The organism is Amorphoplanes friuliensis DSM 7358, from assembly GCF_000494755.1.
In the GTDB taxonomy this organism is placed as follows: Bacteria; Actinomycetota; Actinomycetes; order Mycobacteriales; family Micromonosporaceae; genus Actinoplanes; species Actinoplanes friuliensis.
In genome coordinates this window covers 6,408,255-6,423,748 of record NC_022657.1, presented here as the reverse complement: position 1 = coordinate 6,423,748, position 15,494 = coordinate 6,408,255, and the positions used below count along the sequence as shown (strand labels likewise).

The following is a 15,494-nucleotide window of genomic DNA, read 5'->3' as shown; positions in this document are numbered from 1 at the left end:
ACCGCCGAGGTCTTGAAGTGCCGGCCGGGCACCGTCAAGAGCCAGTGCGCCCGAGGACTGGCCACCGCACGGGCCCTGCTGGCGGTCGAGGAAATCACCCTGTACGACGACGATGAGGGGAACGAACGTGGTGTACCGCATGCAGGACGTTTTGAGATCGGTCGAAGCGATGCCGCCGCCTCCGTCGCGTACGACCACCGATGACATCATCGGCCGCGCGCGCCGCTCCCAGATCTGGCGGAACGTCGCCCTGGGCTCGGGAGTGGCTGCCTGCCTGGCCGTGGTCGTCACCGTTCCCGCGCTGGCCCTGACCGGGCCCGACATGGGCGGTGCTCAACCGGCCGCGCAGCCGGCTCAACAGCAGTCATCGGCCCCGCCGCCGGCAACACCGACCGATCCGCCGCTGCCGGTCAAGAAAGTCGCCTTTCGCACCGATCTAGCGGGGTACCGAATCGGGGAGTTCCAGGTCGGCCCGCCCGCCTACGTCACCGCCGGGTACACCGAACTGCCGGTCTACCGAGATGGCGTCGTCGGTCTGATGAGTACGCCGCAGGGCACGTCGCCGACGATGCTTCCGGTGGAGATTGCGACGATCACGGTCTACGCCAAGGATGTGTACGACACGGCGACGTTCGGCGGCGCCGGTAACGCCACCCTCGCCATCGGTCAGCGGTATCCGATGTCGATCGAGGGGCGGCAGGCCTGGACCCGGGACTGGGTCTACACCTCACCCGTCAACCCCAAGAAAAAGATGACCATGGCCGCTCTGGCCTGGCAGCACGCAGACGGCGCCTGGGCCACCCTGGTGCCCAACTTCAACAGCCTGGACCTGAGCCGGGAGCAGGCGACGAAGATCGCCACCGGGCTGACCACAAGGACTCCGGTCGATCTGAAGGTGCCGTACCGGCTGAGCTACCTTCCGGCTAACTGGCAGGCGGTCGCGGTCCGGCAGAACCCTGCCGCCAACAGAAATCTCATCTCACAGGTTTTCCTGCACCAGGGCCCGGTGGCCGATCCTGCCGCCCGGATCGACGATGTACTCCCCGGCAACCTGCAGATATCGCTGATGAAGGGCTTGGGAGCGGGGAAGGCAGAATCCATCAAGAAAGAAGGGGTGCACTGCACTCCGGGTAAGGCGACCTGCGCGGTCATCCACGGCGACTACCGGATCGACCTGTACGGCTACGGCGGCACCCTGTCTGACACCGAGATCAAGAAGATCGCCGACGGTCTGCAATTGGGCGACCTGGCTCACCAGAACACCTGGTACAAGGTCGACTTCTAGGCTCGACCACTACCTTCGACCGTCATGCGCTACCTCACCTTCGCGATACTTCGGGTGCGCGCCGCGCAGGTTTCCACGCTGCATCTGCTCACCGGCCTCGCCACCGTCACCGCGGCGGCGAGGCCGTAGGCGGTGCGGTCAGCACCGGGCGAACTGCGGCGGCAGACCTCGTCGAGGTACCACCCCGGGACGGGCACACGTTCACGCTCGACCTCGAACCGAGTGACAAGCTCACCGATCTATCCGTACGGGCGGCCGACAAGCGCGCCCATCTCCTCTCAGAGTTTGTTCCGCCAAGCTGGCGCTGGGGCGCACACGGCCGATGAGCCTGGCCAGGTTGGGCTGACTCCGGCCGGCGCCCCGGCTGCGACGATAACCATTACAGTCGCATTCGTGAGCGCAGATCAAGGTCTTGTCCGGGTGTCCGACTCCTTCGGCGTACGCCGTACCCGAGCCGGATCGATCCTCGCGGATGACGGGACGAACTATCAGGTCAAGTGGGATGACACCGATGAGGAAGAGCTTGTCCCACGGGACGCCGGCGTTCACGTCGCGACGAGGGGTTCGCTGCGTTTCCTGGCTCTGTCCGACTCCCGGCTGTTCCACGCCGTCTTCGCCCAAGAGCCCCTCGCGGTGGTTCTCCACCTGTTGGCCGAGTCGTCGGTCCCGCTGAAGGTGCGAGAGATCCGGGAGCGTCTGGCCGAGCTCGGTCTCCGGAACGAGACCTGGGCCCGGCACGGGCCCCGCGCGCTGGCGGTTCTGCCCAAGTGGCCAAATGTCGTCCGACGGCCGAGGGGCGACACTCTGGCTTACGCCTGGGTGGGGGACGACCTTCCCGAACTCCCGTCAGAGGCCGAGCCTGAACCGGAGCCGGCACCTACGCCCGCGCCTGTGTCGAAGCCCGCTCCTTCTCCCGCCAAGCCGATCGCGGCAGCCGCGACACCGGCCGAACCGGCGGTGCCGTCCGCCGAGCGCCTTCGGCGCCAGATGAGCGCCGCGCGGAGCATCGGCGAGGTCGCTCGCCTGCTCACGCTCCCGAGAGAGTTCGTGGCTGAGTTGTCACCGGAGGTGGTCGCCTCCGCGCTCCGCCGGGTCGCCGCTGAGGATCGGCTGGTCGCGGGCTGGCTCGACGCCCTGACCGCCTCCGGGCCGATCGGTGCGCTGACCGAGGAACTGGCGACGGCCCGGGCGGCGAACGTCGCACTCCAGAGCCGGGTCGATGAGCTGGAGGAGTGGTGGACGGCCCTTGAGCAGAGCACCGATCCAGGCGACGCAACCCGTCAGCCGGGTAGCTGAGGAGCTTCGGGTGCGCCGGCTCGGAAGTGCGCAGTTAGGGCGATCCGCACCGCCTTGTATCTCCCCTCGCTAGAACACGCCGATTTCTGTACCCCGCTGGCGCGATCCGGAAGTTGCTGGAGACCTATGCGATGCCAGCGCCGCTAGGGCGCCCGTGGCGCTGGCTTCCAGAAGGATGCCGCACCACGCCGCTCCAGCACGCCGGCGCACTATGGCCGGCGACAGCTCCCGCGACAACGCCGCCTTCCACGAATCGAGATGTGCGTACCCGCTGATCTCAGCCACCTGCAGATCCCCAAGCTCGGCAACAACTCGCCCCGCGCAGGGTTCGCGCGTATTCGGCGTGGGTGGTCGGGGCGGCGTCGACCTTGAGCGCCAGCCACCGCTCGATCCACTCACGCAACAGCGTTGTGGGCGGCCGCGGCAACGCCCGAGACGAGATCGGATCGATCGCCGCGTACACCCGCGCAAGGGTCACCAACGTGCCGTGCACCTCGACTTACTGCTTGGCCGCGACGGCCTTGATGTTGGACAGGCCGCTAAACGTGCAGCACTGCTGGCGCCCACCGGCAGCCCGCCACCGGACACAGAACGACTTTCCTCGTGCATAGATCGAAGCCATGGCGTGTCGTCGGTACCCCTCTGATAGGTGCCGGACCGCCGGCGTCTACCGCCGCATCTTGGTGGGTGGCCGGCTCGACGCCGGCGCTTCGGCGGAGGCGTTGCACGAGACGGTTCAGTCGCAGCGGCGTCGGTTCCCGCGCAATCCCAGCGTTTGGGCGTCCTTCCTGCATATCGGCCGGTGACGTGGGCGACCGCCGGGACGGCTCCGGGGGAGAGGCCCTTCCGGCGGTTACCGGGATCGGGTCAACTCAGCTGCAGCCCTTGGCCCCGCCGCCGACGCCAGCCCGGTCTCGACCCACCGGTCTTCCTGCACAGCGGTTGATCCTGTCGAGTCGTCAAGACCAATTGTCATCTCGGTGTGACGGATACCTGACAGAGCGGCATCAGACATTACGGCAGTCGGGGGGTTCCCGGCGGTCACCAGACTTGGGAATGATGCCCCCGTACGGGTCCCTTCCCCCTCGGAGAACACCTTCATGACTTCTGACCTTGGCACGTCCGCACGGCAGGCTCTGATTGCCCTCATGGTGCGCGTGACGCCAGCGTCGAATCCCGATCTCCGTGAGAGCTATCGGGTGCAGATCGACAAGGCGACGCGACAAGAGTTGGCGGACGCTGGATTGATCAGCTGGCGGAAGGGACTGCGTGGCGCGATCTTCCACGAGCTGACCGAGCGCGGCTGGATCCGAGCCCGGCAGGAATTCGTGGTCGCTCCGCCGGAAAGGGTGTCGAGCGCCTGGCTTCTGCACTACGCGACCCTGCGGCACCTCGCTTCGATCATGGAGCGCAACGATCACAAGATCGCCGATGTCTTCGCCGCCACCGACCCCGGACCCGAGACCGCGCCGTCCGGGAAAACTGAGGACACGCCCTTGGAGGATCGCATCAAGCGGGCGTATTCCGAGGTCGCCGAGAGCCCCGGAGACCTGGTCAGCCTGTTCTCCATCCGGGAGCGGCTCGCCGATTTCGACCGTGCTGAGCTCGACCGGGCGCTCAAGGAGATGGATCGTCGCCGCGAGATCCACCTCGATCCCGACCCCCGGCGCAACGAGCTCCCGCAGGAGGTCCTCGACGCGGCCATCGCCGTCGGGGGAGAAGACAAGCATTTACTGACGATCGGCCAGGCGAACGGTCCAGCGTGATCGGCGACGGCGAGAAGCGGGCGCTGATAGAACTGCGCCGTCTCGACTGGGCACCCACGGCCGAGGACGTGTGGACCTCGTTGGACATCCACCTCGATTCGCTGAACGGGACCGCCGGCGCGGCGGTGCTGCGGGCGTTCGACGATGCGGGCGTCAACCGGAGCGCCTCCCCACTCGGGCTGGTGATCGAGGGACAGCACGGCTCGGGGAAGACCCACCTCTTGCGGTGGGCGCGCGAGAAGGTGCAGCTCCAGCACGGCTATTTCTTCCTGATGGGTGTGGCGGACGGCCGCTCGTTCTGGGTGAACATCGTCAATACGTTCCTGCGCGGGCTCCGGCGCTCCGGCTCCTACCGCCATTCGCAATTGGCGGTCCTCCTGGAGCGGTTGAGTGAACGCGCTCGCATGCCGCTCGCGTTGCGCCAGCAAGTGCGCGGACAGGCGCCGCTGTCTCCCACCACTCTCGACACCTTTGCGGCGGAGTTCCGCAGGGCCGAGCCGGATGCCGGCCGCGAGTGCCGGCAGACCCTCCGGGCGCTGGTTCTGCTCGCCTCGTCGGACGGCAACGTCGCCGACCTGGGCGAGTCCTGGCTGCTGTCCCTGCCGGATCTCGCACCGGCGGATCTCGCCCACTGGGGGCTACCCGCTCACCCGAAGAACGCGCAGGATGTGGCGCAGGAGATCTCCCGCTTGCTCGCGTGCACGGGCGCCAGCATGCTCGCGGTCGACCAGATCGACACGATCTTCGCGCAGAGCCGGCCCGAGACGGCCGGGCAGCGCGCCGCTGATCCCGTTCACCGGGTGACCGCGACCATGACCCTCGCCGAGGACCTTGGCAACGGGCTCATGGATCTGCGCGAGAAGCTGTTCCGAACCGTGACGGTCGTGGCCTGCCTGCCGATGTCGTGGGATCTGATCAAGAAGCAGGCGCTCGTCTCCGTGGGTGGCCGCTTCCGGCAGGAGACCAGGCTCAGCCGGCTCCCGTCCCGGGAGGTTGCCGCAGAGCTGATCAGCGTGCGCTTCGCGCCCCTGTTCGAGGTGGCAAACTTCAAGCCGCCGTACGCCACCTGGCCGATCCGTCCCGAAGCCCTCACCGACGCCCTGGACTACACGCCTCGCCAGCTGATCGAGCGAGCCGACGAGCACGTGCGGTACTGCCTGGCCCACAACGAAGTCGTTCCGCTTACCAATCTTCATCAGCATCGCCTACACGTCGAACTGGCAGTGCCGCAAATCGACCCGGGCAAGCTGGCCGCCTTCGATGCCCACTTCTCCCAGCTCCGGACCGAGGCCACCGTGGACGGCGCACTGCAGCCGAAGACGGAAGACACCGAGATGTCGCGCCTACTGGAGGCCGGCCTGCGCGCTTGGACGATCGAACAGGGTGACCGGGCGAGCCGCTACCGCGTGCAGCCCGGCGAGCAGGGGAGCCCCTCGGCGCACGCCTGGCTTCGCGAGCTACTCAACAAGGAGACCGAGGACGAGGCGCATTGGTCCTTCCGGGGGCTCTCGCACTCCCACCACCGTGCGGTGCAGGCCCGGATGGCGCGGTTGCGCGGGTTCGTCAACCTCGACCCTGCGGTGAGTAAGCGGCGCGCCATCCTGCTGCGCAACGTGCCGTGGCCGAACGGCCCGGTCAGCCGGCGGGTCCTGGACGACTTCCTGGATGTCGGCGGCGTCGTCACGGACGTCTCGAGCGACGATCTTCGTACCTTCGCCGCGCTGGCCGAGCTGCTGACCGAGAACGACGCCGCGCTGGCCGACTACCTGCGGACCCGCCAGCCCGCAAGCCGCACCACGCTGTTTGTCAAAGTTTTCGGGGCCCCGCCCGGGCCGCCGGCACCGACTCCGGACCCACCCACCGGTGGATCGCCGTCGTCGGCGGCGGACGTGCCGACCGCGCAGGACGACAGCATTCCCCTCGGCGCGGTCACGGAGACGGGACAGCCGGTGTGGGTGCCGCTCGAGTCGCTGCGCAAACACGCCGTGATCTTCGCCGGCTCCGGGTCGGGAAAGACTGTGCTGATTCGCCGGCTCGTAGAGGAGAGTGCGCTGCTGGGCGTCTCGGCCATCATCCTGGACCCGAACAACGATCTCGCCCGGCTCGGCGACGCCTGGCCCGAACCGCCGACCTCGTGGCGCGAGGACGATCCGGCCAAGGCTGACAACTATCTGACCGGGACCGACGTGGTGGTCTGGACTCCGAGGCGAGAGGCGGGACGGCCGCTCAGCCTGCAACCACTGCCGGACTTCAGCGCCGTACGCGACGAGCCGGACGAGTTCGCCCTCGCTCTGGACGCGGCGGTTGCCACGCTGGCTCCCCGAGCCCGAATGGCGGCCAACACGGCCAAGGCGGATCGTGGGCGCGCCGTGTTACGTCAGGCGCTGGAGCACTTCGGGCGCGACGATGGAGGCGGGCTGGACGAATTCGTCGAGCTTCTCAGCGACCTGCCGGACGAAGCCACCTCGTTGACGCGAGCCCGCGAGGTCGCCGCCGACATGGCCGAGACTCTGAAGGCCGCCATGGTCAACGATCCGCTGTTCGGTGGGGCCGGCACGCCGCTCGACCCGGGAGTCCTGCTCACGCCCCGGCCCGGGCGGCGATCGAGGGTCTCGGTGATCGGCCTGATCGGTCTGCCGAGTGACGAGCAGCGGCAGAGCTTCGTGAATCAGTTGCAGATGGCGCTCTTCGCGTGGATCAAGCGAAATCCCGCGGGCGATCGTCCGCTGGGCGGGCTGTTCGTCATGGACGAGGCGCAGAACTTCGCGCCCTCCGGCGCCATGACCGCCTGCACGGAGAGCACTCTGGCGCTGGCCAGCCAGGCGAGGAAGTACGGACTCGGGCTGGTGTTCGCTACGCAGGCGCCCAAGGGAATCCACAACCGCATCGTCGGCAACGCCGCGACCCAGTTCTACGGTTTTCTCAACAGCCCGACCCAGATCGCGGCAGCCAACGAGGTGGCCCGGGCCAAGGGAAGCGCGGTGCTGGACATCTCCCGCCTCCGTGCCGGCCAGTTCTACGCAGTCACCGAGGGAAAGCCGTTCCGCAAGGTGTCCACGCCGATGTGTCTCACCTACCACCCGAGTAGCGCTCTGACCGCGGAAGAAGTGCTGCTCAGGGCCCGGCGCGAAGGCGCCTGAGTACGAGTCGCAGGGGGCATCCGATGGACATTGTCATCGACAGGCTGGTCAAGCAGTTCCAGGAGGATCACGATCTGGCCGCGCTGCCCGGTGACGAGGCCTTCGAGGCCTTCACCGGTTACTGCGTGCTCAGTTCCTACTACGAAAGCGAGTTCAACCCGGACGACTTCCGGATGGGCGGAGGCAACGACCTAGGGATCGATGTCGCCGGCGTCCTGGTCAACGGTGTTCTTCTGCGCGACGAGGCCGAGGTGCGGGCCGCCGCCGAGCAAGCCAGACAGCTCGACGTCCGAATCGTCGTGGTCCAGGCCAAGACGAGCCCGAAGTTCGAGGCCAAGGTCATCGCGGACCTCGCGGACAACCTCTCCCACATCGTCGCCAAGGACAAGTTGCCGTATCCGGCGTCCGATGATGTGGAGAACCTCCGCAAATGCCTCACCGCCATCTACGAGAACATCGCCAAGTTCTCGGGCGGGCGGCCCCAGTTGCACGTCCACTATGCAACGACCGGCAATCAGGTGGCGGACCTGCTGCGGCGCAAGGCGGTGTCCGCCGAGAAGATGCTCATGAAGTCCGGGCTGTTCGACGTCGTCGACGTTCGCTGCGTCACCCGTGACGATCTGCGAGAGCTCTACAAGCGGGCCACCCAGGCGGTGCCGGCCACGTTCGAGATGCCGAAGAAGATGTCGCTGCCGCGGATGCCCGGTGTCGAAGAATCACTGCTCGGGCTGCTGTCGGCGCGCGAGCTGGTCGAGAAGGTGCTCACCGATCCCACCGGACATATCCGCACGGCGCTGTTCCATGAGAATGTGCGGGACTTCCAGGGATACAACGGCGTGAACGCTCAGATTCGCGACACCATTCGCGACGAGATCGGCCACCGGCGCTTCGCCGTCCTGAACAATGGCATCACTATCGTCACGCGGAACCTCCGAGTCGTCGGCGACGAGGTCCACATACGCGACTTTCAGGTGGTCAACGGGTGCCAGACCTGCCACGTGCTGTTCGACGAGCGGAGCCACCTGAACAACGACGTGCAGGTCAGCGTCCGGGTGGTGCACAGCGCCGACGAGAACGTCATCACCGGCATCATCGCTGCGACGAACCGGCAGACGGCAGTCAGCGAGGAGGATCTCTCGACCCGCGAGGACTTCCACAAGCAGCTCGAGGACTGGTTCGCCGCCCAGGACGCACCACGGCGGTTGTTCTACGAACGCCGATCCAAGCAGTACGCGGCCCGGCAAGACGTCGAGAAGACTCGAGTGATCAACCGGAGCCAGCTCACCCGCGCTTATGCCGCAATGTTCCTCGGAGAGCCGTCAGCCGTCGGCCACTACAAGGACCTGACGACGCGGCGAAAGAACGATCTGTTCCAGGCCGGCCACCTACCGGACGCCTATTATGTCGCGGCGGCGACGCTGTACCGCATCGAGTGGCTACTGCGCACGCGTCGGGTACGCGCCGGCCTCCGTCCCGTCCGCTACCACTTGATGGCCGCGCTCCGGTGGCAGCTCCTGGGTGATGAAAGGCTTCCGGCGAGTCCCAAGAAGGCATCCGAGCAATGTCGTCGGCTCATCGAGCTGGTCTGGGAGCCGGGAAAGGCGGAGCAGGCCGTCCTCAAGCTCATCCCGACGCTCACCGAGATCATCGGAAAGGAGGAGGCGACGGGGGTGCCGCTCGGCGAGATGGTCCGCAACCGCCGCTTCGCGGACGCCGTCCGAGCCGCCGCGCTGGGCCCGCGGGTGTCGGCATGACGCGTCACGTCGCCGCGGATCACGGGCCGAGATGGATGTGGGACGCCCACAGGTGTGGTTGGTCCGGGTAGTTTTGCGGGTCTGCCGTCCCGCCAGGTGCAGCGCCTCGGCCGTGAGAGCGCCGCCGTCCAGGTGCGCATAGCCGCGAAGGCCCGGCCGATCGGCCCGCACCAGATCCGGGACCTGACCGCTTCAACTCTGCTCGACGCCGGCTACGGCGTCCACGAAGTCGCGGAAAGGCTCGGCCATGACCCGGCCACGCTCATGCGCTACTACACCCGGGTCGACGCAACTAGACGCCTGCAGGCCACGGACCGGATCACCGACCTGATGACAGTGTCCGAAGTCCCGCCGAGGCCGCTACGGAACTGGGGTGGCTGCACCGCGAGTCTGCTCTTTGACGATGGTAAGTCCGTGGAGACGCTTGCCAGCTGAGGCCCGGAAGGCGCGTACCCGGATACGCCGGCCGACGGCGATGACGTGTCACCTGGCTCTGACGATGATGCGGGAAGAACCGGATCTGACCCGTATTGAGATCGCCCGCCGGCTGGGAGTGTCGACGCGCCGGCTCCGCGAAGTGCTCGCGGGCTGATCGAGCGCGAAAGCCCGGACCGAGCTGCCGCCTGTTCGAAGTTCGAAGCCGACTGCGATCGGGCCGGAGTCCTCGTCATCGACGTCAGATCCTGCGCCGCGTCTCCGCGAGTGCGGTCGCTGAGCCGGTTGACCGCCGATGCTCGAGCGCTCAGGGCGGACGTACGTTACGTCATGAAGCGGAAACACGGTGTGTTCTAGGTGGGCCAAGACGGTCTGCTTCGCGATCCGGCCGTTCGCCAACTTGACCGGTTCGTACGCGGCGCACGGGCTCGGCCGGCCGAGCGCTTGCCGAGGAGTCGTCGATGCCTGCCGGTCCAGCTCGACATAAGCATGGACCTGACATCGTGACTTTCGCCGACCGCTGCGGGCAATGCCTGCTGCGTGAGTGAAACGGTCTCTGGTGAGTTCGGTAAGGGAGCGGTAGAAAGTGCTGGCGAACTCTCTGGGCGTGCTGGTCAAGGCACCACGGACGCGATCGGTATCAACCGGTACGGTCCATCACCACAAGTGCCAGGATCCGTGACGGGGGCACCTGGGTGATTTTTGAACCGCAGATTGCTGATTGAGGTGACGGTGGTCAAGACGGTCGGGATGTTCGTCGAGTTGAGCCAGGGCTTTCACCCGGCGCCGCCGCAGAGCATCAGGGATCACATCGCGCTCGGTCCGTTGCCTGATGTCGACAAGGTGGTGGCGTATCTCGATGCGGGCCACCCTCTGATCGACATGATGGATATCGAGAACGACCCCCTCGATCCCACGCACCAGGTCATGAACGGCAGTTCTGTTCTGACCAATGGACAGTGGCTGTGGCGCCAGGATTTCGGCTACTACGTGCGCCGGCACAATGTGGTCGTCCCGGAGCAGCTGCTGAGCCTTATCCGTGGCCGCGGATATGTCGTGCCTGAGTGTTCGGTCGAGGAACTCACCGAGTTGGCGGCGGAAGCGGAAAAGTTTGCGTTCGGCCTCGATGGCGGTGTGTCTCCGTAGATTGCGCAGGTCATGGTGTGGCCCGGCCGGGATTGCCGACGACACCGAGAATGTCCGGCACTCGCTTTCGCCGCTTGACGGCACCCACAGGGACGCCCCGGCCGGCATCGGTCGTTTGACCTTTGACACCCGGGCGCCCTGGACGGGAGGGTGAGTCATGATCTCGATCGACCTCGACGTTCCGTACGCCTCGGCGAAGGAGCAGGTCCTCGACGTGTACGGGGACCCGGCCGGCTCCCGCCCGGCCGTCGTGCTGGTGCACGGTGGCGGCTGGTTCCGCGGTGACAAGTCGAAGGAACAAAAGCTGGCGTCGATCCTGGTGGACGCGGGGTACCTCGTCTTCGTGCCCAACTACCGGCTCGCGCCGGATCACCCGTTCCCGGCCGGCCGCGAGGATGTCCTGGCCGCCGCGGACTGGGCCCGTGCGTCCGGGTACGCCTTCGACCGTGACCGGCTCGCGTTCCTCGGCGGCTCGGCGGGCGGCAACCTGGCCGTCGAGGCGGGCCTCGCCACCGGGCGGCCGTCGGCGAGCTGGTCGGGCATCTTCAACCTCGAGGCGTTCATCGAGGCGACCGACGCCACCGTCGCGGCGACGCCGACCACCCAGGACCTGGACGCCATGCGCAGCGCGGACATCAACCAGACAGGCCGGGATGATGCCTTCCTGCGCTGGTGCATCCTGCAGGAGGTTGGCGGCGACCGGTCCCTGCTGCCGCGCGCCTCGACCGTCCGGCACGCCGTGGCGTCGGCCGGTCCGGTCTACCTGGCCAACTCGCTGGCCGAGTTCGTGCCGGTCAGCGATCCGGTGGCGATGCAGCAGGCGCTCACCGATGTCGGGGTGGCCAGCACACTCCAGCTGATCCCCGGGACCAAGCATGCGGAGGGCTACCTCGAGCACGCGGTCGAGGGCACGCTGGCCTTCCTCCGGCAGGTGCTGGCATGACCACCGTGGCGGGTACCTGGGCGCCCCTGCGGCACCCGGTGTTCCGGGCGGTCTGGATCGCCGCCTTCGTGGCGAACGTCGGCACCTGGATGCAGACCGTCGCCGGCCAGTGGCTGCTCATCGAGCAGCACAGTTCCAGTCTGCTGATCTCCCTGGTGCAGAGCGCCTCCAGCGTGCCGGTGCTGCTGCTGGTGATCCCCGCCGGTATGGTCGCTGACTTCCTGGACCGCCGGCGGCTGCTGCTGGTCACCCAGGGCGTGCAGGCGGTCCTCGCCGGGATCCTGGCGTTGCTGACCGCGGCCGGGCGCACGTCGCCCGAGGTGCTGCTGCTGTTCACCTTCCTGCTCGGCTGCGGCGCGGCCGCTCAGATGCCGGCCTTCCAGGCGATGGTGTCCGACCTGCTGCCGCGTTCCGAGCTCGGCCCCGGCGCGTCGCTGAGCTCGCTCGGCGTCAACCTCGCGCGGGCGGTCGGCCCGGCCATCGCCGGGCTGCTGCTCGCCCACCTCGGCGTGCCGTGGCTCTTCGGCCTGAACGCGATCAGCTTTGTGCTCTTCGGCGCCGCGCTGCTGCTGACCCCGGCGGGCCGGCCGGGGACAGGCTCGGCGGTGAAGGCCGCCTCGCTGTCGAGCTTCGAGGCGGGTGGCCGGTACGTGCTGAACTCGCCCGCGGTGCGCCGCATCCTGCTGCGGCTGGTGCTGTTCGCCCTGCCCGCCAACGTGCTGTGGGCGTTGCTGGCGCCGCTGGCCGAGGGCCGGCTGGGACTGGGCGCCGCCGGCTACGGCGTCCTGTTGGGCGCGGCCGGCGCCGGGGCGGTCGCGGGCGCGGTCCTGATGCCGCTGGTGCAGAACCGGCTGTCGGCGTCCGCGAAGCTCACCGTCGCGGGCGCGGTTTACGGCGCCGGGCTGATCGGGCTGGCCCTGACCCGTAACGTCGGCGTGGCGGTGGCCCTGCTGGTGCCAATTGGCGTCGGCTGGATCGCGGTGATCGCCGGCCTCAACGCCGGCGTGCAGGCGTTCCTGCCGGACTGGGTACGCGCCCGCGCCCTGGCCGTCTATCAGATGGTGCTGTTCGCGACGTTCGCCGGCAGCGCCGCTCTCTGGGGAGCGGTGGCCACCTGGATCGGGCTGGGCCGCACTTTCGCCGGCGCCGGAATCCTGCTGGTCGCCACGACGGTGGCCGGGGTGTGGCTGCCTTTGCGCCGTACCGATATCGGTGACCGGACGGCGGTCCCGCCCGGGGTGCTGCCGGAGGCGACATTTGTCGGCGCGATCACGCCGGACGACCCGGTGGAGGTCCTGGTCCGGTATCACGTACGGCCGGAGCGACGCGACGACTTCGTCCGGGCGATCGCCGAGCTGCGGACCAGCCGGTTGCGCACCGGCGCGACCCAGTGGGTGCTGCTCAGCGACGCCGTCGAGACGGATCAGCTGGTCGAGCGCTACCGGGTCGCCTCCTGGACCGAGCTTCTCGACCAGCGCAGCAACCGGCAGACGCCGTTCGACGAGGAGGTACGCCGGCGCGTCGAGGCGCTCGCCGACACGGTCACCCAGCAGCACCTGCTGAACGTCGCCGTCCCGCATCACGTGCACAACGTCGTCCAGCACCTCGGGGAGCCCGCATGACCAGCCCGTTCACCACCGTCGCCGACGTCTTCTGCTTCGTGCCCGACCTGGCCGCCGCGACCGCCTGGTACACCGACCGGCTGGGCGTCCCGCCGGCTTTGCAGGCCGCCCAGCTGGCCCGCTTCGATCTCGGTACGAGCAGCCTGACCCTGCACCAGTTCGACGAGTTCAACACCGGTGGCACGGCGGGCTGCGTGGCCTACTGGGACGTCGAGGACGTCGACGCGGTGGTCGCCGAGTGGGGCCGGCACGGCGCGATCGCCCACCGTGGACCCAAGACGATCATGACCGGCGAACGGCTCTGCCAGCTGCTCGACCCCTTCGGCAACCTGATCGGCGTCCGGCAGGCGAGCAGGTGACAGCCCTCCTCGTGGGGGTCCCTCGGCCCGTGACCGAGGGGCTCTCCGGTACCTGATCGCCGATTTCCGTTATCGAGGGTTGCCGTTGTCGGTCTCCCATCTGGTTCAGCCAGGAGCTTCCAGAAGGAGATCGCCCATGCGCATCCGTACAGCGGCGTCGGCCTGCGCCGTTGCGCTGGTCGCCGCGGCCGCACTGGTGGCCGGCAACCTGCACGGCAACGCCTTCGCCGCCGACTCGCTGTCGGCGGGCAGGTCCGCCACCGCATCGAGTGCCACCGCCGGCAACACCGCCGCCAAAGCGGTCGACGGCGACAGCGGTACCCGATGGGAATCCGCGCAGGGCCTCGACCCGCAGTGGCTGCAGGTCGACCTGGGCTCCGCGCAGGCGCTGGGCCGTGTCGAGCTCGACTGGGAGCGCGCCGCCGCCAAGTCCTACTCTCTGCAGCTGTCGGACGACGGCCAGACCTGGCGAACGGTCTACTCCACGACGACGTCGGCGGGTGGCAAGCAGAGCGTGCCGGTGAGCGGCACGGGTCGCTTCGTCCGCATGTACGGCACGGCGCGCACCACCCAGTACGGATACTCCCTGTACGAGTTCGGCGTCTACGCACCGGACGGCACGGGAGGCCAGCCGAGCCCGTCGGGTGCTGCGGCGATCTCCGGCGTCTCGCTGATCGACAACACGGCGCGGCAGCCGGTGGCAGGGTTCAACCCTCTCCGCGACGGCGCGACCGTCGATCTGGCTCAGCTGGCCCACCGTACGCTCAGCCTGCGCGCCGATCCGTCCTCCGGCGCCGCCGTCGGCAGTGTGTTCTTCACTCTCACCGGGGCCGGCGGGAACACCTACACCAGGGTCGAGAGCAAAGCACCGTACTTCCTGTGCAACGACTTCATCGACTGCCCGCAGTTGCTCGTCGCCGGCACCTACACCGTGACCGTTCAGGCGTACACGGGTGCCGACCGCCAGGGAGCTGTCCTGGGGGCACCGTTGACGGTGCACTTCACCGTGCGCGGCGACGCGGCGCCCACCGATGCCCTCGACGTGCTCTTCATCGGCAACAGCCTGATCGGTACCCGGACCGGTGCCACCAACCAGGACACCGCGGACGTCGTCAAGAGTCTGGCCGCGACGTCCGGCCGGGCGCTGAACCTGACCGAGGTCATCCACTTCGGCAACACCCTGCAGGAGACCTGGGACGCGGGTGAGGTCAAGAGCGCACTCAGCTCGGCCAAGAAGTACGACCTCATCCTGCTGCAGGAACAGAGCACCCTGGTGACGAAGAACTTCGCCGCCGCCGAGAAGGCACTGCTCGACACGTACGCTCCCGCGGTGGTGAAGAACCTCGAACCGGGCGGCCGGGTCCTGCTGTTCGAGAACTGGGCCCTGGCCGACAACGCGGGCTTCCCGTCGCGGGCGGCGAACGTCGCGGCGATCGAATCCGGCTACGCACGGCTGTCAGCCGAGCTGACCGTGCCGAACACGATCGTGCCGATCAGCGACGCCTTCGAGAAGATCATCGCGGCCGACGGCACCTCGGGCCTGATCGTCGCGGACGGGCGGCACCCGAACGACAAGGCCATCTACCTGGATGCGGCGGTCCTCTACGGCATCCTGTTCACTACATCCCCTGAGAACCTCGCCGGCCTCTACCTCCCGGCGGCCACCGCGGCTCGGCTGCGGGCGGTTGCCGCGGACGTGCTCGGCTACTGAGCGACCGCCGGGGGCCGGCATCGACTGTTCAGCAGTC

Annotated in this window: 11 protein-coding genes; all 11 read left to right on the top strand. The window is 68.1% G+C overall.

Annotation, left to right across the window (positions count from 1 at the left end; translation table 11 throughout):
• Nucleotides 1-139: 139 nt before the first annotated feature.
• A complete protein-coding gene (locus AFR_RS29660) occupies nucleotides 140-1,285 on the top strand; it encodes a hypothetical protein (protein WP_148308099.1) in 1,146 nt (381 codons plus the stop codon).
• Between the two features lie 393 nt (nucleotides 1,286-1,678).
• Nucleotides 1,679-2,581, top strand: coding sequence for a hypothetical protein (locus AFR_RS29655; protein WP_148308098.1), 903 nt, complete (start codon nucleotides 1,679-1,681; stop codon nucleotides 2,579-2,581).
• 1,100 nt (nucleotides 2,582-3,681) lie between these two features.
• On the top strand, nucleotides 3,682-4,347 hold the full coding sequence (locus AFR_RS29650) for a hypothetical protein (RefSeq protein ID WP_148308097.1): 666 nt from the start codon (nucleotides 3,682-3,684) through the stop codon (nucleotides 4,345-4,347).
• Nucleotides 4,344-7,487 (top strand): ATP-binding protein, encoded by a 3,144-nt coding sequence (locus tag AFR_RS29645; RefSeq protein WP_023560503.1) that lies wholly within the window; start codon nucleotides 4,344-4,346, stop codon nucleotides 7,485-7,487. Before AFR_RS29650 ends, AFR_RS29645 begins: the two co-directional genes overlap by 4 nt.
• Before the next feature lie 23 nt (nucleotides 7,488-7,510).
• Nucleotides 7,511-9,241, top strand: coding sequence for an AIPR family protein (locus tag AFR_RS29640; protein WP_023560502.1), 1,731 nt, complete (start codon nucleotides 7,511-7,513; stop codon nucleotides 9,239-9,241).
• 96 nt (nucleotides 9,242-9,337) lie between these two features.
• Entirely contained in the window at nucleotides 9,338-9,676 is a 339-nt protein-coding gene (locus tag AFR_RS29635; protein ID WP_041841238.1) for a site-specific integrase, read from the top strand.
• A gap of 726 nt (nucleotides 9,677-10,402) precedes the next feature.
• Nucleotides 10,403-10,822, top strand: coding sequence for a hypothetical protein (locus AFR_RS44110; protein ID WP_148308096.1), 420 nt, complete (start codon nucleotides 10,403-10,405; stop codon nucleotides 10,820-10,822).
• 157 nt (nucleotides 10,823-10,979) lie between these two features.
• Nucleotides 10,980-11,765: an alpha/beta hydrolase gene (locus tag AFR_RS29625; RefSeq protein ID WP_023560499.1), complete on the top strand. Its 786-nt coding sequence runs from the start codon at nucleotides 10,980-10,982 to the stop codon at nucleotides 11,763-11,765.
• Nucleotides 11,762-13,387 (top strand): MFS transporter, encoded by a 1,626-nt coding sequence (locus tag AFR_RS29620; RefSeq protein WP_023560498.1) that lies wholly within the window; start codon nucleotides 11,762-11,764, stop codon nucleotides 13,385-13,387. The genes AFR_RS29625 and AFR_RS29620 overlap by 4 nt, the downstream gene beginning before the upstream one ends.
• Nucleotides 13,384-13,746, top strand: coding sequence for a VOC family protein (locus AFR_RS44105; RefSeq protein ID WP_023560497.1), 363 nt, complete (start codon nucleotides 13,384-13,386; stop codon nucleotides 13,744-13,746). Before AFR_RS29620 ends, AFR_RS44105 begins: the two co-directional genes overlap by 4 nt.
• 136 nt (nucleotides 13,747-13,882) lie before the next feature.
• The gene (locus AFR_RS44100; RefSeq protein WP_023560496.1) at nucleotides 13,883-15,457 is read left to right on the top strand and encodes a discoidin domain-containing protein; all 1,575 of its coding nucleotides are present in this window, start codon (nucleotides 13,883-13,885) and stop codon (nucleotides 15,455-15,457) included.
• Nucleotides 15,458-15,494 lie beyond the last annotated feature (37 nt).